Raw genomic sequence first — 19,688 nt, forward strand, 5'->3', positions numbered from 1 at the left:
TTTATCCATTGAAGCCTGCTTTTTTATACTAAGTTGAGCGAAACGGAAAGGCGAAAAGGTAAAAAGTTGTTTTTTATAGCAGCAATGTCGGATGCAGAACGTCCTGATATCACAATTAAATAACAATTATCGCCCTTCAGGTTGACAACATCCGCAGGATCTCAATAAATGTCTATACAACCTATGACAAGTGGTGAGTGGAATGCAGCAATTTTTCCCTGATGATGCCATCTGGCGTAATGTCCGCCTGGCGACCATGGATCCTGAACGTAATACCCCGTATGGGCTGGTGGACGGTCACGCGCTGATTATTCGACAGGGCAAGATTCGCGCCATCGTGCCTGAATCCTCGTTATACCGCACACATGACAATACCTTTGATATGCAGGGTCGGCTGGTTACGCCAGGTTTGATTGATTGCCACACGCATCTGGTTTTTGGCGGGAATCGTGCAGGCGAGTGGGAGCAGCGGCTGAATGGTGTGTCTTACCAGCAAATCAGCGCCCAGGGTGGGGGCATAAACGCCACCGTGTCGGCGACCCGCCGCGCATCTGACGATCAGCTCCTTGCCGTGGCGCGCGCGCGCATGGAACGGCTGATAAAAGAAGGCGTCACGTTGCTGGAAGTGAAATCAGGCTATGGTCTGGATTTGGCGACAGAAGAGAAAATTTTGCGCGTGGTCTCTGCGCTGGCGGCGGAAAATACCCTTGAAATCAGCCCCACGCTGCTGGCCGCGCACGCGACACCGGCGGAATACCGTGACGATCCTGACGGCTATATTACGCTGGTGTGCGAGACCATTTTGCCGCAGCTGTGGGAACAGGGACTGTTTGAGACTGTCGACCTGTTTTGTGAAAGCGTTGGGTTTAGCCTGGCACAAAGTGAACGGGTATTTCAGACGGCTCAGGCGTTGGGCATTCCGGTTAAGGGCCACGTTGAACAGCTGTCGTTGCTCGGTGGCGCGCAGTTGGTAAGTCGCTATCACGGATTATCGGCCGATCATATTGAATATCTTGATGAAGCGGGCGTGGCGGCGATGAGCCACAGCGGCACGGTAGGGGTCCTGCTACCCGGTGCCTTTTATTTTCTTAAAGAGAAACAGCGCCCGCCGGTGGAGTGGCTACGTCAATATAACGTGCCAATGGCGGTGGCGACGGATTTCAACCCTGGTACCAGTCCGTTTATCAGTTTGCACTGGGCGATGAACATGGCCTGCGTGCAGTTTGGCTTAACGCCGGAAGAAGCGTGGGCGGGCGTCACGCGTCATGCGGCGCAAGCCCTTGGTCGTCAGGCGACCCATGGGCAATTGAAGGTCGGGTTCGTGGCGGACTTTGTGGTGTGGGACGCCCACCTTCCGGTTGAGATATTGTATGAACCTGGCCGCAACCCGCTGTATCAACGCGTATTCCGAGGACAACCATCATGAGTCACTGGCATCCCGCATCTCCCGCGCTTTGGCAAGGTCGCGATGATCGCGCTGAGTCACCCAACGCGCTGCGCCTGTTTCAGACTATCACGCTCAGTGCAGCGTTTAGCCCGGAAAACTATCGTGAACAGATAGCGCTGCTGGGATTCGCCTGCGATGAAGGCGTAAAGCGTAATCAGGGACGCACGGGGGCGGCTGGCGCGCCTGATGCACTGCGTAAAGCGCTGGCGAATTTAGCCAGCCACCAAGGCCATGACCGGCTGGTGGATCTGGGCAACATTGTGGCGCAAGCCCCCGATCTCGAAGGGGCGCAGCAGGCGTTACGCCATGCGGTACAGCGTTGTCAGCAGGCTGAGATGCGCACTTTCGTGCTGGGGGGCGGGCACGAAACCGCCTTTGCCCACGGTGCAGGTGTGCTGGATGCGTTCCCACGCTTAACCGTGGGCATCGTCAATCTCGATGCCCACCTCGACTTACGCCATGCCGATCGGGCCACCTCCGGAACGCCGTTTCGCCAGTTGGCGCAGCTTTGCGACGTGCAGCAGCGTGAATTTCATTACGCCTGCTTTGGTGTTAACCGGGCGGCTAACACCCAGGCGCTGTGGGATGAAGCGCAGCGGCTTGGGGTTACAGTGGTGGAGGATCTGCACTGTCAAAACGCGCAGGCACAGATGGCGCAGTTTATCTCCAGCGTAGACGTCATCTATCTGACCATCGACCTCGACGTTCTACCGGTCTGGGAAATGCCCGCTGTGTCCGCACCCGCCGCGCTGGGCGTGCCGTTGTCGACGCTGCTGAGGCTGATTGAGCCCCTGTGCCGCTGCGGTAAGCTGCAGGCGGTAGACATGGTTGAATTTAATCCCCGTTTTGACGATGATGGCAACGCGGCGCGCGTTGCGGCTCGTCTTGGCTGGCAAATCGCACACTGGTGGCATTGACGTGTCGAATAGCGTTACGCCGCCATTTTTCCACTCTCATTTTTCAGCGTAAGGAAGGCTAACGCATGCTCCCATCCCACTCCCGTTCTGCCCCGGCACCTTTTTACGAAAAGGTAAAACAGGAGATCAGTGAAAAGATTGCCAGCGGTATCTGGCAACCTCACGATCGCATCCCGTCGGAAGCGGAGTTGGTCGCGCAGTATGGTTTTAGCCGTATGACTATTAATCGGGCGCTGCGTGAGCTTACTGACGAGGGGCTGCTGGTGCGTTTGCAGGGCGTCGGTACGTTTGTCGCCGAGCCGAAAGGTCAGTCCGCGTTGTTTGAAATTCGCAGCATTGCCGATGAAATTATCGCCCGCCAGCATCAGCATCGGTGCGAGGTGCTGAAGCTGGAAAGCACACGCGCGAACGCGCAGCAGGCCACGGCGCTGAACGTTAAAGAAGGTACCTTTATTTATCACTCGATCATGGTGCACTTTGAAAACTCCCTACCTGTACAAATTGAAGATCGCTGCGTCAATGCGGAGATTGTGCCGGAGTACCTGACACAGGATTACAGTCAGACCACGCCGCACGCCTATCTGTCGCTGATCGCCCCGTTGACCGAAGGCGAGCATATTGTCGAAGCGGTTCGCGCCAGCGCGGAAGAGTGCGCGCTGCTGAACATTAAAGAACACGATCCCTGCCTGCTGATCCGTCGCAAGACCTGGTCCGCGTCATCCATTGTCTCTCATGCTCGTTTGCTTTTTCCGGGTTCCCGCTATCGTCTGCAAGGGCGCTTCATGTCCTGAGCCCGATATGAAAACCGTGATTGCTGACGCAATATAATAAAAATGTATCTTAATTGTTAAAACAACCCTTGCGACAACTTGTATAGACAAGTATATATTATTTATCTATCCGAACGTTCGCGAGGAGTTTCCGTCATGTCTCACAGCAAGTATCGTCAGCAGGATATTCGTGCCCCACGCGGCACCACCTTAACGGCCAAAAGCTGGCTGACCGAAGCGCCGCTGCGCATGTTAATGAACAATCTCGATCCTGATGTGGCGGAAAATCCCCATGAGCTGGTGGTGTACGGCGGGATCGGTCGCGCCGCGCGTGACTGGGAATGCTATGACGCCATCGTCAAGGCGCTGACCAAACTGGAGGCCGATGAAACGCTGCTGGTCCAGTCGGGTAAACCAGTCGGCGTCTTCAAAACCCACGACAATGCGCCACGCGTGCTGATTGCCAACTCCAACCTGGTCCCGCACTGGGCGACCTGGGAACACTTCAACGAACTGGATGCGAAAGGGTTGGCGATGTACGGCCAGATGACCGCCGGGAGCTGGATTTATATCGGCAGTCAGGGCATTGTGCAGGGGACGTATGAAACCTTCGTTGAAGCCGGACGTCAACATTATCAGGGTAGCCTGAGTGGACGCTGGGTACTGACCGCTGGTCTTGGCGGAATGGGCGGGGCGCAGCCGTTAGCCGCGACGCTGGCGGGGGCGTGTTCGCTGAACATTGAATGTCAGCAAAGCCGTATCGATTTCCGTCTGCGTACCCGCTATGTGGATGAGCAGGCCACAACGCTGGATGACGCGCTGGCGCGTATCGACAAATACACCCGTGAGGGTAAAGCCGTTTCTATTGCGCTGTGCGCGAACGCGGCCGACGTTGTTCCGGAACTGGTGAAGCGTGGTGTGCGTCCGGATATGGTCACCGATCAGACCAGCGCTCATGACCCGCTACACGGTTATCTGCCGTCCGGCTGGAGCTGGGAAGAGTACCAGGCAAAAGCGGTATCCGATCCGCAGGGTACGGTGCAGGCGGCGAAACGTTCCATGGCCACACACGTACAGGCAATGCTGGACTTTAGCAAAATGGGTGTGCCGACGTTTGATTACGGTAATAACATTCGCCAGATGGCCAAAGAGATGGGCGTGGAAAATGCCTTTGATTTCCCTGGCTTTGTACCCGCCTATATTCGTCCACTGTTCTGTCGCGGCATTGGTCCCTTCCGCTGGGTGGCGCTTTCCGGCGATCCGCAGGATATTTATAAGACCGATGCCAAAGTAAAAGAAATTGTTGCCGACGATAAACACCTGCACCACTGGCTGGATATGGCACGTGAGCGGATTAACTTCCAGGGCTTGCCAGCCCGTATCTGCTGGGTTGGTCTGGAGTGGCGGCAAAAGCTGGGGCTGGCGTTTAACGAAATGGTGCGCAGCGGTGAAGTCTCCGCGCCTATCGTCATTGGACGTGACCATCTGGACTCTGGCTCTGTTGCCAGCCCAAACCGTGAAACCGAAGCCATGCGCGACGGTTCTGACGCCGTGTCCGACTGGCCTTTGCTTAACGCGCTGCTCAATACCGCCAGCGGGGCAACCTGGGTGTCGCTGCACCACGGCGGCGGGGTCGGCATGGGCTTCTCGCAACATGCGGGGATGGTGATTGTGTGTGACGGCACCGATGAAGCCGCCGCGCGTATTGCCAGGGTTCTGCATAACGATCCGGCTACGGGCGTCATGCGTCACGCAGACGCCGGGTATGACATCGCGGTGGAATGTGCCGTTGAGCAAGGATTGAATTTACCGATGATTGCCGGGACGCAGGGGAAAGACTGAAATGACTAAGCTTACGTTAACACCAGGTCATCTGAGTTTTACGCAGCTACGGGAGATCTGGCAGCAGCCGGTACAACTGAGTCTGGACCCCAGCGCGGTTGATGCCATCAACGCCAGCGTGGCCTGCGTGAATAATATTGTTGCCGAAGGGCGAACGGCCTACGGCATCAATACGGGATTTGGCCTGCTGGCCCAGACCCGTATCGCCACGGAAGATCTGCAAAATCTTCAGCGCTCGCTGGTGCTTTCACATGCTGCTGGCGTTGGCAACGCGCTGGATGATGCCATGGTGCGTCTGATCATGGTGCTGAAAATCAACAGCCTGGCGCGCGGTTTCTCCGGTATTCGCCTGAGCGTGATTGAAGCGTTAATTGCGCTGGTGAACGCCGAAGTTTACCCGCTGATCCCAGCGAAAGGTTCTGTCGGCGCATCGGGCGATCTGGCCCCGCTGGCGCACATGTCGCTGACTTTGCTAGGTGAGGGGAAAGCACGCTGGCAGGGGGAATGGCTCCCGGCGACGCAGGCACTGAAAAAAGCCGGACTGGAGCCGATTACGCTGGAGGCAAAAGAGGGGCTGGCGCTGCTGAACGGGACTCAGGCGTCCACCGCCTTTGCCCTGCGTGGGTTGATTGAAGCCCAGGAGCTGTTTGCCTCCGCGACGGTGTGCGGCGCGCTGACGACCGAAGCGGTGCTGGGCTCACGTCGTCCGTTTGACCCTCGCATTCATGCCGCGCGTGGACAGCGTGGGCAGATTGACGCCGCTATGTTGTATCGTCATGTGCTGACCGACGCCAGTGCGCTGTCGCAATCCCATCATAACTGTGAAAAAGTGCAGGATCCGTATTCCCTGCGCTGTCAGCCGCAGGTGATGGGCGCGTGCCTGACGCAAATGCGCCAGGTGATGGACGTACTGTTAGTTGAAGCCAACGCTGTGTCGGACAATCCGCTGGTGTTTGCCGAAGAAGGGGATGTGATTTCCGGCGGTAACTTCCATGCCGAGCCGGTGGCGATGGCGGCGGATAATCTGGCGCTGGCGATCGCGGAAATTGGTGCGCTATCAGAGCGGCGTATTGCGCTGATGATGGATAAACACATGTCGCAGTTGCCGCCATTCCTGGTCAAAAATGGTGGGGTTAACTCTGGCTTTATGATTGCGCAGGTCACTGCCGCCGCGCTGGCCAGTGAAAACAAAGCGCTGGCACACCCGCACAGCGTAGACAGCCTGCCCACGTCGGCCAACCAGGAAGATCATGTTTCCATGGCACCTGCGGCTGGTCGCCGACTGTGGGAGATGGCGGCAAATACGCGCGGTGTGATAGCCGTGGAGTGGCTGGCGGCCTGTCAGGGGATCGATTTACGTGAAGGACTGACCTCAAGCCCGCTGCTGGAACAGGCGCGTCAGGCCTTGCGCGAACAGGTTTCACATTATACCCAGGACCGTTTTTTCGCTCCGGATATCGAGTGTGCGACCGAGCTGTTAGCGCAAGGAACGCTGTTGAAATTGTTGCCTGAATTTCTGTAGCAAATTGCCTGATGGCGACGCTGATGCGTCTTATCAGGCCTACGGTCTGCCTGGTAGGCCGGATGAGGCGAAGCCGACATCCGGCACTGCGCTTAACTGAACATCGCGGTAATTGACGCGCTGGCGAGCGAATGGAAATGGACGTTAAATCCGACCATCGCGCCGCTGGCGCCCTCATCGACATCAAGACGCTCCACATCCAGCGCGTGAAGCGTAAAGATATAGCGATGCGTTTCCCCTTTTGGCGGTGCCGCGCCGCCGTAGCCAGCTTTACCAAAGTCCGTGCGCGTTTGCAGCACGCCCTCCGGCAACGCAACCAATCCGGAGCCGTACCCTTGCGGCAGAACCCGGGTATCTGCAGGTAGGTTAACCACCACCCAGTGCCACCAGCCGGAGCCGGTTGGTGCATCAGGATCGTAACAGGTCACGACAAAACTTTTGGTCCCGGCGGGCACATCGTCCCACGCCAGATGCGGGGAAATATTGTCCCCGTCATACCCCATGCCGTTTAAAACGTGGCGATGCGGAAGTTTGTCCCCGTCGCGCAGATCGTTACTGATAAGTTTCATGCCGACTCCTCTCGTTAGCCAAAAAGTGTAGCCAGAAAACGCACAGTTTACCGCCGATTAATCGCTAAAAAATGTTGCATTGCGCACGGCGTCGTTCACCGCCTGGGTCAGACGACGCAGTTGTTCGGGCTGGATAATATACGGTGGCATCAGGTAGATAAGCTTGCCAAACGGTCTGACCCATACGCCCTGATCGACAAAGAACTTCTGCAACGCCGCCATCTTCACCGGGTGGGTGGTTTCTACCACGCCGATGGCACCGAGAACGCGCACGTCGGCGACATACGCCGAATCCGCCGCCGGTGCCAGTTCACGGCGCAGTTGCGCTTCGATTGCAGCCACCTGTGAGCGCCACTCGCCCGACTCCAGCAGAGACAAACTGGCGGAGGCGACGGCACAGGCCAGTGGATTGCCCATAAACGTCGGACCGTGCATAAAGCAGCCCGCTTCGCCGTTACTGATGGTTTCCGCCACCTGGCGAGTGGTCAGGGTGGCAGAAAGGGTCATTGTCCCGCCGGTTAACGCTTTGCCGAGACATAAAATATCCGGCGTAATGTCGGCGTGTTCACAGGCAAATAGCTTACCGGTGCGTCCAAAGCCGGTGGCGATTTCGTCGGCAATCAGCAGAATACCTTCGCGATCGCACATCTTACGGATGCGCTTTAACCACTCGGGATGGTACATGCGCATGCCGCCTGCACCCTGAACGACAGGCTCCAGGATCACTGCCGCAATCTCGTGGCGATGGGCCGCCATCAGACGGGCAAAGGGCACCATATCCAGCTCATCCCACTCGCCGCCCATCCGGCTTTGCGGGGCTGGGGCGAACAGGTTTTCCGGCAGATACCCTTTCCACAGACTGTGCATTGAGTTGTCAGGATCGCAGACCGACATCGCCCCGAAGGTATCACCGTGATACCCGTTACGGAACGTCAGGAAACGCTGGCGAGATTCGCCTTTTGCCTGCCAGTACTGCAGCGCCATTTTCATCGCTACTTCCACGGCAACGGAGCCTGAGTCCGCGAGAAAAACGCAGTCCAGTGGTTCTGGCGTCATGGCAACCAGCTGGCGGCACAGTGCAATGGCCGGGGCATGGGTAATGCCGCCAAACATCACGTGTGACATGGCGTCGATTTGCGTTTTCATCGCGGCGTTCAGCTGCGGGTGATTGTAACCGTGGATCGCCGCCCACCAGGACGACATCCCGTCAATCAGTCTCTCGCCGCTGGCTAAAATCAGTTCACAACCTTCAGCGCGCGCTACCGGATACACCGGCAGCGGGGAGGTCATCGAGGTGTAAGGGTGCCAGATATGGCGTTGGTCAAAGGCAAGATCGTCCGTTGTCATAATCGACTTGTAAACCAAATTAAAAAGATTTAGGTTTACGAGTCTACATGAAACTCAAAATGAAACGAACACCAATATGGCTCATTCTTCTCGCTGGACAATGTCGCAAGTTACCGAATTATTTGAAAAACCACTGCTGGATCTGCTGTTTGAAGCGCAACAGATCCACCGTCAGCACTTTGACCCGCAGCAGGTACAGGTCAGTACGTTGTTGTCGATAAAAACCGGCGCTTGTCCGGAAGACTGCAAATATTGCCCACAAAGTTCCCGCTATAAAACCGGTCTGGAAACCGAGCGTTTAATGGAAGTTGAGCAGGTACTGGACTCTGCGCGTAAGGCCAAACAAGCCGGTTCAACGCGTTTCTGCATGGGCGCGGCGTGGAAGAATCCACACGAGCGCGATATGCCTTACCTGGAACAAATGGTGCAGGGCGTGAAAGAACTGGGGCTGGAAGCCTGTATGACGCTGGGTACGCTGGATGAAACGCAGGCGCAGCGTCTGGCCAGCGCGGGTCTCGACTACTACAACCACAACCTCGACACCTCGCCGGAGTTTTACGGCAATATCATCACTACCCGTTCATATCAGGAACGCCTGGATACGCTGGATAAAGTGCGTGAAGCCGGAATTAAAGTCTGCTCTGGCGGCATTGTCGGCTTAGGCGAAACGGTCACTGACCGCGCCGGGTTGCTGCTGCAGCTGGCAAACCTGCCCACTCCGCCGGAAAGCGTCCCCATCAATATGCTGGTGAAGGTGAAGGGCACGCCGCTGGCGGATAATGACGATGTGGATGCGTTTGATTTTATCCGCACCATCGCCGTGGCACGCATCATGATGCCGACCTCGTATGTCCGTCTGTCTGCAGGACGAGAACAAATGAACGAACAGACCCAGGCCATGTGCTTTATGGCCGGGGCTAACTCGATTTTCTACGGCTGTAAACTGCTGACCACGCCGAACCCGAACGAAGATAAAGACCTGCTGCTGTTCCGCAAGCTGGGCCTGAATCCCCAGCAAACGGCGGTGCTGGCGGGCGATAACGAACAGCAGCAGCGTCTGGAACAGGCCCTGCGCACTCCAGACACTGACGATTACTACAACGCGGCAACTGTATGACCTGGCAGCAAAAAATTGACGATGCGCTTGTGGCTCGTCGTTCTGCCGATGCTCTGCGCCGTCGTCATGCGGTGACGCAGGGCGCCGGGCGTTGGTTGCAGGCAGATGGTCGTCAATATCTGAATTTTTCCAGTAACGATTACCTTGGGCTAAGCCACCATCCGCAGATCGTCTGTGCGTGGCAGCAAGGGGCCGACCGATTTGGCGTCGGCAGCGGCGGATCAGGGCATGTCAGCGGTTATTCCATAGCGCATCAGGCGCTGGAAGACGAACTGGCACAATGGCTGGGCTATTCACGCGCGCTGCTGTTTACCTCCGGGTTTGCCGCCAATCAGGCGGTGATTGCCGCGCTGATGGGTAAACAGGATCGCATTGTTGCAGACCGACTCAGCCACGCTTCGCTGCTGGAGGCCGCCAGTCTGAGCCCGGCCATGCTGCGCCGCTTTACCCATAACGACACTCAGCATTTAGCTCGTCTGCTGGCGGCTCCCTGTCCGGGGCAACAGCTGGTGGTCACCGAAGGTGTATTCAGCATGGACGGCGACAGCGCGCCGCTGGCGCAAATCCACGCCGAGGCGCAGCGCCATGAGGCGTGGCTGCTGGTGGATGATGCCCACGGTATTGGCGTCACCGGTGAGGAAGGACGCGGCTCGTGCTGGCAGCAGCAGGTCAAGCCCGAGCTGCTGGTGGTGACCTTCGGCAAAGGCTTTGGCGTCAGCGGGGCGGCCATTCTCTGCTCTGACAGCGTGGCCGATTATCTGCTGCAGTTTGCTCGCCATCTGATTTACAGCACCAGTATGCCCCCGGCACAGGCTCAGGCGTTGCGCGCCGCGCTGGCGGTGATCCGCAGTCGCGAAGGCGACGAGCGCCGGGAAAAGCTGGCGATGCTTATCCAGCGTTTTCGTGCCGGTATGACGAACCCTGATTTGCTGCTGGCACAGTCAGACAGCGCCATTCAGCCACTGATCGTCGGCGATAACCAAAAAGCGTTGCAGCTGGCGCAGACGTTACGCGATCGGGGTTGCTGGGTGACGGCAATCCGGCCACCTACCGTGCCGGCTGGTACTGCCAGACTGCGACTGACGCTGACTCAGGCGCATGAAGCTCAGGATATCGACCGCTTGCTGGAGGTGCTGCATGACGCAGGTTGATAAGCAGGCCATTGCCGCCGCGTTCGGACGCGCTGCCTCCCACTACGAACAACACGCTGAATTACAGCGTCAAAGCGCCGATGCGTTACTGGCGCGGCTGGCGGGGCGGCAGTATGCCCGCGTGCTGGATGCCGGCTGCGGGCCAGGTCGCATGAGTCGCTACTGGCGAGAGCAGGGGAGCGAGGTCAGCGCCCTGGATTTGTCTGCGCCTATGCTGGCGCAAGCCCAGCGGCACGATGCGGCGCACCATTATCTGCTGGCCGATATTGAGGCCATTCCGCAGGATACCGCGACGTTTGACCTGGCCTGGAGCAATCTGGCCGTGCAATGGTGCGGCGATTTACGCCACGCATTAGGCGAACTCTACCGCGTCGTGCGCCCCGGCGGGACGGTGGCCTTCAGCACCCTGGCGCATGGCTCGATGCCGGAACTGCGTCAGGCGTGGCAGGCGGTGGATAACCGGGCGCACGCCAACCGTTTTTTACCCGTCGAACAGCTGGAAAACGCGCTGCACGGCTGGGAGGTTGAGTATCAGATGCAGGCCGTCACGCTGTGGTTTGACGATGCGCTGAGCGCCATGCGTTCGCTCAAAGGCATTGGCGCGACGCATTTGCATGAAGGTCGCGAACAGCGCGTGCTGACCCGCTCACAGCTGCAACAGTTACAGTTAGCCTGGCCCCAGAAACAGGGGAAATACCCGCTGACGTACCATCTTTTTTTGGGAGTGATTCAACGTGACTAAAACGTATTTTGTCACCGGGACGGACACCGAGGTTGGTAAAACCATCGCCAGCTGTGCATTGTTACAGGCGGCAGGACAGTTGGGCTACCGGACCGTGGGCTACAAGCCGGTCGCCTCGGGCAGTGAAATGACGGCAGACGGCCTGCGTAACAGCGATGCCCTGGCGTTGCAGCGGAACAGTTCGTTGGCAGTGGACTATGCGGCCATCAATCCGTATACCTTCGCCGAACCCACGTCACCGCATATTATCAGCGCCGATGAAGGGCGACCGATTCAGGCCCCGGTGATGTCTGCCGGTTTACGCGCCCTGGAGAAACAGGCCGACTGGGTGCTGGTAGAAGGGGCCGGGGGATGGTTGACCCCGCTTTCGCCGACGCTGAGCTTTGCCGACTGGGTGCAAACGGAACAATTGCCGGTGATTCTGGTGGTGGGCGTGAAGCTCGGCTGTATCAATCATGCCCTCCTGACCGCGCAGGCGATACGCCAGGCCGGGCTGACGCTGGTCGGCTGGGTTGCCAATGACGTAACCCCGCCAGGGAAGCGTCACGCTGAATACATGGCGACGCTGAGGCGCGCACTTGCGGCACCGCTGCTGGGCGAGATCCCGTGGCTGTCAGCGACGCCGGAGCGGGCAGAGACCGGACGCTATATCGATCTGAGCACGCTGCCTTAGGCGCCATTCTGGTGCGGATAGGCTGCTGTGGCCTGCCCGTGTTAACGCCCTGGGCAGGCAAAAAAATGATGAAAATGCGAGCAGGATCTCGACTGTTCCAGCCCGCTTCGTTAGCTGATAAATATCAAAATTTAGCGATAATTTTTTTTTATTCGACCAAAAAAGGACATCGATACGTTTCTGCCAGGCGGCAGTCAGCACGGGCTGGAGACAGTTATCCACTATTCCTGTGGATAACCTTGTGCATTAGAGTTAGAAAACACTATGTAAGCGAGAGAAGACGCGGCCTGCGACTAAATTGCTGCGAAAGACGGCTTGAGAAAATAGTTATTCAAATACAGATTGTTAGATAAAAGCAATGGCTGTCGCGGAAGTGTCATCTGTTGCCATAAAACTTTCATCTCCTGGCTTGACAAATGTTAAAAAAGTCATAGGTCTGGGGATAACACATTTTTGCTGGTGTTTTATCTTGCCTGCGGTGAAATTTTAGCCCGCCGTGATGGGGGTTAAGGGGGCGTAACAGAAATATTGTGGTGTGTTACTGTTTTTCCATCCAGTATATTTTACTGGCAAAATCTACTGCTGCGAGTAAAATTAGACACCTGCCCGCCCATTGCTTCAGGTAGCTGCTCATGAGTAAACCGTTCAAACTGAATTCCGCTTTTAAACCCTCTGGCGATCAGCCTGAGGCGATTCGTCGCCTGGAAGAAGGGCTGGAGGATGGTCTGGCGCATCAGACGCTGCTGGGCGTAACGGGTTCGGGGAAAACGTTCACCATCGCCAACGTCATTGCGGACCTCCAGCGCCCGACCATGGTGTTGGCACCCAACAAGACGCTGGCGGCCCAGCTGTATGGCGAGATGAAAGAATTCTTCCCGGATAACGCGGTAGAGTATTTTGTCTCCTACTACGACTATTACCAGCCGGAAGCGTACGTACCGAGTTCTGATACATTCATCGAGAAAGATGCGTCGGTCAACGAACACATCGAGCAAATGCGACTGTCGGCGACCAAGGCGCTGCTGGAGCGTCGGGATGTCATTGTGGTGGCCTCGGTTTCCGCGATCTATGGTCTGGGCGACCCGGACCTGTATTTGAAAATGATGCTGCACCTGACTGTCGGGATGATCATCGATCAACGCGCCATTTTGCGTCGCCTGGCAGAGCTGCAATATACCCGCAACGATCAGGCATTTCAGCGCGGGACGTTCCGTGTGCGCGGTGAAGTGATAGACATCTTCCCGGCAGAATCTGACGACATTGCGTTGCGCGTGGAGCTGTTTGATGAAGAAGTGGAGCGTTTGTCACTGTTTGACCCGCTGACCGGGCAGGTTGAATCCAGCATTCCACGCTTTACCGTCTACCCTAAAACGCACTACGTTACGCCACGCGAACGCATTGTGCAGGCGATGGAAGACATTAAGGTCGAGCTTGCCGAGCGGCGTAAAAACCTGCTAGCGAACAACAAGTTGTTGGAAGAACAGCGCTTAAGCCAGCGTACGCAGTTCGATCTGGAGATGATGAACGAACTGGGCTACTGTTCGGGCATTGAAAACTATTCCCGCTATCTCTCCGGGCGCGGGCCTGGCGAGCCGCCGCCGACGCTGTTTGACTACCTGCCAGCCGATGGCCTGCTGGTGGTCGATGAATCCCACGTGACTATTCCGCAAATCGGCGGTATGTATCGCGGCGACCGGGCGCGAAAAGAGACGCTGGTCGAGTACGGTTTTCGTCTGCCGTCAGCACTGGATAACCGCCCGTTGAAGTTTGAAGAGTTTGAGGCGCTGGCCCCGCAAACCATCTATGTTTCCGCCACGCCGGGCAACTATGAGCTGGAGAAATCCGGCGATGACGTCGTTGATCAGGTAGTACGACCGACCGGCCTGCTGGATCCAGTGATTGAAGTGCGCCCGGTGGCAACACAGGTCGATGACCTGCTGTCTGAAATTCGTATCCGCGCGGCGATCAACGAACGTGTACTGGTGACGACGCTAACCAAGCGGATGGCGGAAGACCTCACGGAATACCTCGAAGAGCACGGCGAGCGGGTGCGCTATCTGCACTCGGACATCGACACCGTGGAACGTATGGAAATCATTCGTGACCTGCGTCTGGGCGAGTTTGACGTGCTGGTGGGTATCAACCTGTTACGAGAAGGTCTGGACATGCCTGAGGTCTCTCTGGTGGCGATTCTGGACGCCGACAAAGAAGGGTTCCTGCGTTCTGAGCGATCGCTGATCCAGACTATCGGCCGTGCGGCACGTAACATCAACGGTAAAGCGATCCTCTACGGCGATAAAATTACGGCCTCAATGGCAAAGGCGATCGGCGAAACCGAACGGCGTCGTGAGAAGCAGCATCAGTACAACGAAGAGCATGGTATTACGCCGCAGGGGCTGAACAAGAAGGTGGTCGACATTCTGGCACTGGGGCAAAATATTGCCAAGACCAAAGCCAAGGGCCGAGGCAAGTCGCGTTCCGGCGCGAAGTCCGAGGTGGTTGAATTGGATATGACGCCGAAGGCGCTGCAGCAGAAAATCCATGAACTGGAAGGGCAGATGATGAAGCACGCGCAGAACCTGGAGTTTGAAGAAGCTGCTCAAATCCGCGATCAGCTGCACCAGCTGCGCGAGCTGTTTATCGCGGCATCGTAAGTGGGTGCCGGATGCGGGATAAATCCCTTATCCGGCCTGCGGGATAGAGCGCGTTGGTAGGCCTGATAAGCGCAGCACATCAGGCAGTGTTTGGTGGCGGATGGCGGAACAGAACGCTTCGGTAGGTCTGATAAGCGTAACGCCATCAGGCAATTCCACCTAGCCTAACGCTTGCACCGCTTTTTCCAGCGCGTCGTGCAACAGCTGACGGTCGTGGCGATACGGAATATCGCTGGCTTCCAGCACGTCCTGAATCACGATGCGGTCACTCACGGCTGAAGCATCGACTTTTGGCCCGACAACCACCGCATCAATCACTTTTTTCCCGACATATTGTTCGATGATAGTCAGCTTATCGTTAAGCGTCAGACTGGCGGCAGGGAGGCTTAATTCACGCCCCAGATTGCCGATGTAGACCATCGGAGCCGGTGTGCGACGTAAGGCCTGCGCCAGTTCGTCGAGCAGCAGGATAGGCATCAGGCTGGTGTAAAAACTGCCCGGCCCAATCAGAATCAAATCGGCTTCAGCGATAGCCTCTACCGCTTCGCGCGTGGTCGGCACCTTTGGCGACAGCATCAGTTCCTGAGGCGGGATAGTGAGCTGATCGATATTCACCTCGCCATAAATCTCATGTCCCTGATCGTCGATAGCCATTAAATCGACCGGCAGCTCGGACATCGGAATTAAATGCGCGTCAACTTTCAACAGGCTGCGAATTAAATTGATTGCTTCCAGAGGCCGTACGCTGAGGTGATCTAATGCCTTTAACATCAGATTTCCGAGGTTATGCCCGGAAAGTTCGCCATTACCGCCAAAACGATACTCAAACATCGCGGATGCGACGCTGGGCTGGGTAATTAACTGGTTCAGACAGTTACGCATATCTCCCCAGGCAATACCTCCCTCGGAGCGGCGAATTCGACCGGTAGATCCGCCGTTATCGGTGGTGGTGACAATGCCCGTCAGGCGTGAACCTAAAGGAGAAAGTGAAGAGAGGACGCGTCCCAATCCATGCCCTCCGCCGAGAGCGACAACGCGATCCAGATCCGCCAACGTGCGAGTGCGCATAGTTATTCCTGATATTAATTGATCGCCGTTACAGTAGCGTAAATTACGGGTTTTCAGCAATTATCTGGTGGTGTTGTGTGAAAATAAATTTAGGCGATCTACCTCTTTTTGACGACATCCACCTGATAGCAAGATGATGTATATCAATGCAAAACTGTGGTTTTTGCTTATTCTGTAGCGAAATTGCACGATCATGTCGCTATGTATAGGATTATATAGCGAAAGTGTACATGGCAAAACTGTTATTTACACGCTAGTATCGGCATAACCAACATGTACTCGACGTATGACGAGTATAAACACTCTAGCCTCTGCACCTGGGTCAAATGATACGGTGCTTTGGCCGTGACAAGGCTTACATCAGATTGTCACCAGGGCGCAGGAAGAAATGACTCCGCCTCCCGTATTTGGAAAGGTGTACATGGGCTCTCAACTTACCGATGCTTTCGCACGTAAGTTTTACTACTTACGTTTGTCGATTACCGATGTGTGTAACTTTCGTTGCACCTACTGCCTGCCGGATGGCTACAAGCCCGGTGGGGTCACCAATAACGGTTTTTTGACCGTTGATGAAATTCGCCGCGTCACGCGTGCGTTCGCCAATCTGGGAACGGAAAAAGTGCGTCTGACCGGGGGCGAGCCGTCATTGCGTCGTGACTTTACCGACATCATCGCCGCCGTGCGAGAAAATGACGCCATCCGCCAGATAGCGGTGACCACCAACGGTTATCGTCTGGCACGGGATGCCGCCACCTGGCGTGAGGCGGGGCTCACAGCGCTGAACGTCAGCGTCGACAGCCTTGACGCCCGTCAGTTTCATGCCATTACCGGGCAGGATAAATTTCAACAGGTGATGGCGGGCATTGATGCCGCCTTTGATGCCGGTTTTGAGAAAGTCAAAGTGAACACCGTGCTGATGCGCGATGTAAACCACCATCAACTGGACACCTTTCTCGCCTGGATCCAGCCACGTCCGATTCAATTACGCTTTATTGAGCTGATGGAAACCGGCGAAGGCAGTTCTCTCTTCCGTAAACACCATATCTCCGGCCAGGTACTGCGCGATGAACTGCTGCGTCGCGGCTGGATCCATCAGCTACGCCAGCGCAGCGACGGTCCGGCGCAGGTTTTCTGTCATCCCGATTATGCGGGTGAAATCGGTCTGATCATGCCGTATGAGAAAGACTTCTGCGCCACCTGCAACCGTCTGCGCGTCTCTTCTGTCGGCAAACTGCATCTGTGCTTATTCGGTGAAGGCGGGGTCAGCCTGCGTGATTTGCTGGAAGATGACGCTCAGCAGTCTGCGCTGGAAGAACGTATCTCAAGCGCGTTGCTGGAGAAAAAGCAGACCCACTTCCTGCATCAGAACAATACCGGTATTACGCAAAACTTATCTTACATTGGCGGCTGATCGCTAAAAGGAGTTTTTCATGAGTCAGGTAAGCGCTGAATTTATCCCGACACGCATTGCTATTCTTACTGTTTCCAGCCGTCGTGGCGAAGAGGACGATACCTCCGGCCATTATCTGCGCGACAGTGCGCTGGAGGCGGGTCATCAGATTGTAGACAAGGCGATTGTTAAAGAGAACCGCTATGCCATCCGCGCCCAGGTTTCCGCCTGGATTGCCAGTAACGATGTGCAAGTGGTGCTGATTACCGGCGGTACCGGTTTGACCGAAGGCGACCAGGCACCAGAAGCGCTGCTGCCGCTGTTCGACCGTGAAGTCGAAGGGTTTGGCGAAGTGTTCCGCATGCTCTCCTTTGAAGAGATTGGCACCGCGACGTTGCAATCACGCGCGATTGCCGGAGTGGCCAATAAAACGCTGATTTTTGCCATGCCGGGGTCGACCAAAGCGTGTCGCACTGCCTGGGAAAATATCATTGCGCCGCAGCTCGATGCCCGTACGCGTCCGTGTAACTTCCACCCCCATTTGAAGAAATAAGTATGTCGCAACTGACTCATATTAACGCCGCTGGCGAAGCGCACATGGTGGATGTTTCCGCCAAAGCCGAAACCGTACGTGAAGCGCGCGCCGAAGCCTTCGTCACTATGCGTAGCGAAACCCTGGCGATGATTATCGACGGCAGCCACCATAAAGGCGATGTTTTCGCGACCGCACGTATTGCCGGTATCCAGGCCGCCAAGCGTACCTGGGATCTTATCCCGCTATGTCACCCGCTGATGCTCAGCAAGGTTGAAGTTAATCTGCGCGCCGAGCCGGAACACAACCGTGTGCGCATTGAATCGCTGTGCCGACTGACCGGGAAAACCGGCGTCGAAATGGAAGCGTTAACCGCAGCATCGGTGGCGGCGCTGACCATCTACGACATGTGCAAAGCGGTTCAAAAGGATATGGTGATTGGTCCGGTACGCCTGCTGGCGAAAAGCGGCGGCAAGTCGGGTGATTTTAAGGTGGATGCAGATGATTAAGGTGCTTTTCTTTGCCCAGGTGCGAGAACTGGTGAACGCAGATACGTTAGAGGTCGCGGCAGATTTTCCCACGGTGGAAGCCTTGCGCCAGCATCTGGCTGCGCAAAGCGATCGTTGGGCGCTGGCTTTAGAAGATGGCAAGCTGCTGGCGGCCGTCAACCAGACGCTGGTGAGCTTCGACCATCCCCTCAACGCAGGTGATGAAGTGGCCTTCTTCCCACCGGTAACCGGAGGCTGAGATGGCTGAAACGCGAATTGTTGTTGGGCCTGCGCCATTTAGCGTGGGGGAAGAATATCCCTGGCTGGCAGAGCGCGATGAAGACGGCGCGGTGGTCACGTTTACCGGTAAAGTCCGTAATCATAATCTCGGGGACAGCGTGCAGGCATTGACGCTGGAACATTACCCGGGCATGACCGAAAAAGCGCTGGCGGAAATCGTCGATGAGGCGCGTGAACGCTGGCCGCTGGGCCGCGTGACGGTTATCCACCGTATTGGTGAGCTGTGGCCGGGAGATGAGATAGTCTTCGTTGGCGTGACCAGCGCGCATCGCAGCAGTGCCTTTGACGCCGGACAGTTTATTATGGATTATCTTAAGACCCGCGCGCCGTTCTGGAAACGCGAGGCCACGCCGGAAGGCGACCGTTGGGTTGATGCCCGCGACAGCGATAAGCAAGCAGCAAAACGCTGGTAGAGTACAATTGGTTTAGGTACATACTAATTCAGGAGATTGTCATGGACCGATTCCCACGAACCGATTCTATTGTGCAGGCCCGTTCCGGTCTGCAAACCTATATGGCGCAAGTCTATGGCTGGATGACCTGCGGGTTGTTACTGACGGCGTTTATTGCCTGGTATGCGGCGAACACGCCGGCGGTGATGACGTTTGTCTTTTCCAGCAAAATCACCTTCTTTGGGCTGATCATCGCCCAACTGGCGCTGGTGTTTGTCCTTTCCGGCATGGTGCAGAGGCTCAGCGCCGGTATGGCCACCACACTGTTTATGCTCTATTCGGCATTAACCGGGCTGACGCTGTCGAGCATCTTTATCGTCTATACCTACTCGTCTATCGCCAGCACGTTTGTGGTCACTGGCGGGATGTTCGGTATCATGAGCCTGTACGGGTACACCACCAAGCGCGATCTCAGTGGTTTTGGCAACATGCTGTTTATGGCGTTGATCGGCATCGTGCTGGCCTCGCTGGTTAACTTCTGGCTGAAGAGCGAAGCGCTGATGTGGGCGGTGACCTACATTGGGGTGATTGTGTTTGTCGGCCTGACCGCTTATGACACGCAGAAGCTGAAAAACATCGGCGAGCAAATCGATTTGCGCGACAGTTCCAACCTGCGTAAATACGCGATCCTTGGGGCGTTAACGCTGTATCTGGACTTTATCAACCTGTTCCTGATGCTGCTGCGTATTTTCGGCAATCGTCGTTAA

Annotated in this window: 19 protein-coding genes and 1 riboswitch; of the genes, 16 read left to right on the forward strand and 3 right to left on the reverse strand. The window is 56.4% G+C overall.

Going from position 1 to position 19,688, the window contains the following annotated elements; genetic code table 11:
• Positions 1-202: 202 nt before the first annotated feature.
• The 5 genes from hutI (at position 203) to hutH (ending at position 6,498) form a co-directional block, all read left to right on the forward strand.
• Positions 203-1,426 carry an imidazolonepropionase gene (gene hutI / locus M2374_RS01215; RefSeq protein WP_181490423.1) on the forward strand — a complete coding sequence of 408 codons (1,224 nt, stop codon included), beginning with the start codon at positions 203-205 and terminating at the stop codon, positions 1,424-1,426.
• Positions 1,423-2,364, forward strand: coding sequence for a formimidoylglutamase (gene hutG / locus M2374_RS01220; RefSeq protein ID WP_115259012.1), 942 nt, complete (start codon positions 1,423-1,425; stop codon positions 2,362-2,364). Before hutI ends, hutG begins: the two co-directional genes overlap by 4 nt.
• Before the next feature lie 65 nt (positions 2,365-2,429).
• A complete protein-coding gene (locus M2374_RS01225) occupies positions 2,430-3,155 on the forward strand; it encodes a histidine utilization repressor (RefSeq protein WP_096757790.1) in 726 nt (241 codons plus the stop codon).
• Between the two features lie 135 nt (positions 3,156-3,290).
• Complete coding sequence (gene hutU / locus M2374_RS01230) at positions 3,291-4,976, forward strand: urocanate hydratase (RefSeq protein WP_096757789.1); 1,686 nt, start codon at positions 3,291-3,293, stop codon at positions 4,974-4,976.
• Position 4,977: 1 nt separating this feature from the next.
• Complete coding sequence (hutH, locus tag M2374_RS01235) at positions 4,978-6,498, forward strand: histidine ammonia-lyase (protein ID WP_096757788.1); 1,521 nt, start codon at positions 4,978-4,980, stop codon at positions 6,496-6,498.
• A 92-nt stretch (positions 6,499-6,590) separates the two neighbouring features.
• On the opposite strand, the gene M2374_RS01240 is transcribed toward hutH, so the two are convergent.
• Both M2374_RS01240 and bioA read right to left on the reverse strand, forming a co-directional pair.
• A complete protein-coding gene (locus M2374_RS01240) occupies positions 6,591-7,067 on the reverse strand; it encodes a kinase inhibitor (RefSeq protein ID WP_137400322.1) in 477 nt (158 codons plus the stop codon).
• 57 nt (positions 7,068-7,124) lie between these two features.
• Positions 7,125-8,414 (reverse strand): adenosylmethionine--8-amino-7-oxononanoate transaminase, encoded by a 1,290-nt coding sequence (gene bioA / locus M2374_RS01245; protein ID WP_181688349.1) that lies wholly within the window; start codon positions 8,412-8,414, stop codon positions 7,125-7,127.
• A gap of 76 nt (positions 8,415-8,490) precedes the next feature.
• Between bioA and bioB the strand changes: the two genes are divergently transcribed.
• The 5 genes from bioB (at position 8,491) to uvrB (ending at position 14,751) form a co-directional block, all read left to right on the forward strand.
• Entirely contained in the window at positions 8,491-9,531 is a 1,041-nt protein-coding gene (gene bioB / locus M2374_RS01250) for a biotin synthase BioB (RefSeq protein WP_096757785.1), read from the forward strand.
• Positions 9,528-10,682, forward strand: coding sequence for an 8-amino-7-oxononanoate synthase (bioF, locus tag M2374_RS01255; RefSeq protein WP_181688348.1), 1,155 nt, complete (start codon positions 9,528-9,530; stop codon positions 10,680-10,682). Before bioB ends, bioF begins: the two co-directional genes overlap by 4 nt.
• Positions 10,669-11,424 carry a malonyl-ACP O-methyltransferase BioC gene (gene bioC / locus M2374_RS01260; RefSeq protein ID WP_137362334.1) on the forward strand — a complete coding sequence of 252 codons (756 nt, stop codon included), beginning with the start codon at positions 10,669-10,671 and terminating at the stop codon, positions 11,422-11,424. Before bioF ends, bioC begins: the two co-directional genes overlap by 14 nt.
• Positions 11,417-12,097 carry a dethiobiotin synthase gene (gene bioD, locus M2374_RS01265; RefSeq protein ID WP_181688347.1) on the forward strand — a complete coding sequence of 227 codons (681 nt, stop codon included), beginning with the start codon at positions 11,417-11,419 and terminating at the stop codon, positions 12,095-12,097. Before bioC ends, bioD begins: the two co-directional genes overlap by 8 nt.
• A 632-nt stretch (positions 12,098-12,729) precedes the next feature.
• Positions 12,730-14,751 (forward strand): excinuclease ABC subunit UvrB, encoded by a 2,022-nt coding sequence (gene uvrB, locus M2374_RS01270; protein ID WP_115259005.1) that lies wholly within the window; start codon positions 12,730-12,732, stop codon positions 14,749-14,751.
• Positions 14,752-14,910: 159 nt separating this feature from the next.
• Here uvrB and yvcK read toward each other — a convergent pair whose 3' ends face one another.
• The gene (yvcK, locus tag M2374_RS01275; protein ID WP_115259004.1) at positions 14,911-15,819 is read right to left on the reverse strand and encodes a uridine diphosphate-N-acetylglucosamine-binding protein YvcK; all 909 of its coding nucleotides are present in this window, start codon (positions 15,817-15,819) and stop codon (positions 14,911-14,913) included.
• A gap of 288 nt (positions 15,820-16,107) precedes the next feature.
• Positions 16,108-16,253, forward strand: a riboswitch (molybdenum cofactor riboswitch).
• On the opposite strand from yvcK, the gene moaA reads away from it, so the two are divergent.
• The 6 genes from moaA (at position 16,241) to M2374_RS01305 (ending at position 19,688) form a co-directional block, all read left to right on the forward strand.
• Positions 16,241-17,230, forward strand: a complete 990-nt coding sequence (moaA, locus tag M2374_RS01280; protein WP_096757779.1) for a GTP 3',8-cyclase MoaA — start codon at positions 16,241-16,243, stop codon at positions 17,228-17,230. (Overlaps the previous riboswitch by 13 nt.)
• Positions 17,231-17,249: 19 nt before the next feature.
• A complete protein-coding gene (gene moaB / locus M2374_RS01285; protein WP_181688346.1) occupies positions 17,250-17,762 on the forward strand; it encodes a molybdenum cofactor biosynthesis protein B in 513 nt (170 codons plus the stop codon).
• A 2-nt stretch (positions 17,763-17,764) separates the two neighbouring features.
• The gene (gene moaC / locus M2374_RS01290) at positions 17,765-18,250 is read left to right on the forward strand and encodes a cyclic pyranopterin monophosphate synthase MoaC (protein ID WP_096757777.1); all 486 of its coding nucleotides are present in this window, start codon (positions 17,765-17,767) and stop codon (positions 18,248-18,250) included.
• The gene (gene moaD / locus M2374_RS01295) at positions 18,243-18,488 is read left to right on the forward strand and encodes a molybdopterin synthase sulfur carrier subunit (protein ID WP_096757776.1); all 246 of its coding nucleotides are present in this window, start codon (positions 18,243-18,245) and stop codon (positions 18,486-18,488) included. Before moaC ends, moaD begins: the two co-directional genes overlap by 8 nt.
• Position 18,489: 1 nt before the next feature.
• A complete protein-coding gene (gene moaE / locus M2374_RS01300; protein WP_115259002.1) occupies positions 18,490-18,942 on the forward strand; it encodes a molybdopterin synthase catalytic subunit MoaE in 453 nt (150 codons plus the stop codon).
• Between the two features lie 41 nt (positions 18,943-18,983).
• The gene (locus M2374_RS01305) at positions 18,984-19,688 is read left to right on the forward strand and encodes a Bax inhibitor-1/YccA family protein (protein WP_096757774.1); all 705 of its coding nucleotides are present in this window, start codon (positions 18,984-18,986) and stop codon (positions 19,686-19,688) included.

The sequence above is a fragment of the Citrobacter sp. JUb117 genome (assembly GCF_024809055.1).
Lineage (GTDB): Bacteria > Pseudomonadota > Gammaproteobacteria > Enterobacterales > Enterobacteriaceae > Citrobacter > Citrobacter gillenii.

Excerpts from the sequence above, each read along its gene's own strand:
- hutI (WP_181490423.1), top strand. The coding sequence starts at position 203 with ATGCAGCAATTTTTCCCTGATGATGCCATCTGGCGTAATGTCCGCCTG.
- hutG (WP_115259012.1), top strand. The coding sequence starts at position 1,423 with ATGAGTCACTGGCATCCCGCATCTCCCGCGCTTTGGCAAGGTCGCGAT.
- M2374_RS01225 (WP_096757790.1), top strand. The coding sequence starts at position 2,430 with ATGCTCCCATCCCACTCCCGTTCTGCCCCGGCACCTTTTTACGAAAAG.
- hutU (WP_096757789.1), top strand. The coding sequence starts at position 3,291 with ATGTCTCACAGCAAGTATCGTCAGCAGGATATTCGTGCCCCACGCGGC.
- hutH (WP_096757788.1), top strand. The coding sequence starts at position 4,978 with ATGACTAAGCTTACGTTAACACCAGGTCATCTGAGTTTTACGCAGCTA.
- M2374_RS01240 (WP_137400322.1), bottom strand. The coding sequence starts at position 7,067 with ATGAAACTTATCAGTAACGATCTGCGCGACGGGGACAAACTTCCGCAT.
- bioA (WP_181688349.1), bottom strand. The coding sequence starts at position 8,414 with ATGACAACGGACGATCTTGCCTTTGACCAACGCCATATCTGGCACCCT.
- bioB (WP_096757785.1), top strand. The coding sequence starts at position 8,491 with ATGGCTCATTCTTCTCGCTGGACAATGTCGCAAGTTACCGAATTATTT.
- bioF (WP_181688348.1), top strand. The coding sequence starts at position 9,528 with ATGACCTGGCAGCAAAAAATTGACGATGCGCTTGTGGCTCGTCGTTCT.
- bioC (WP_137362334.1), top strand. The coding sequence starts at position 10,669 with ATGACGCAGGTTGATAAGCAGGCCATTGCCGCCGCGTTCGGACGCGCT.
- uvrB (WP_115259005.1), top strand. The coding sequence starts at position 12,730 with ATGAGTAAACCGTTCAAACTGAATTCCGCTTTTAAACCCTCTGGCGAT.
- yvcK (WP_115259004.1), bottom strand. The coding sequence starts at position 15,819 with ATGCGCACTCGCACGTTGGCGGATCTGGATCGCGTTGTCGCTCTCGGC.
- moaA (WP_096757779.1), top strand. The coding sequence starts at position 16,241 with ATGGGCTCTCAACTTACCGATGCTTTCGCACGTAAGTTTTACTACTTA.
- moaB (WP_181688346.1), top strand. The coding sequence starts at position 17,250 with ATGAGTCAGGTAAGCGCTGAATTTATCCCGACACGCATTGCTATTCTT.
- moaC (WP_096757777.1), top strand. The coding sequence starts at position 17,765 with ATGTCGCAACTGACTCATATTAACGCCGCTGGCGAAGCGCACATGGTG.
- moaD (WP_096757776.1), top strand. The coding sequence starts at position 18,243 with ATGATTAAGGTGCTTTTCTTTGCCCAGGTGCGAGAACTGGTGAACGCA.
- moaE (WP_115259002.1), top strand. The coding sequence starts at position 18,490 with ATGGCTGAAACGCGAATTGTTGTTGGGCCTGCGCCATTTAGCGTGGGG.
- M2374_RS01305 (WP_096757774.1), top strand. The coding sequence starts at position 18,984 with ATGGACCGATTCCCACGAACCGATTCTATTGTGCAGGCCCGTTCCGGT.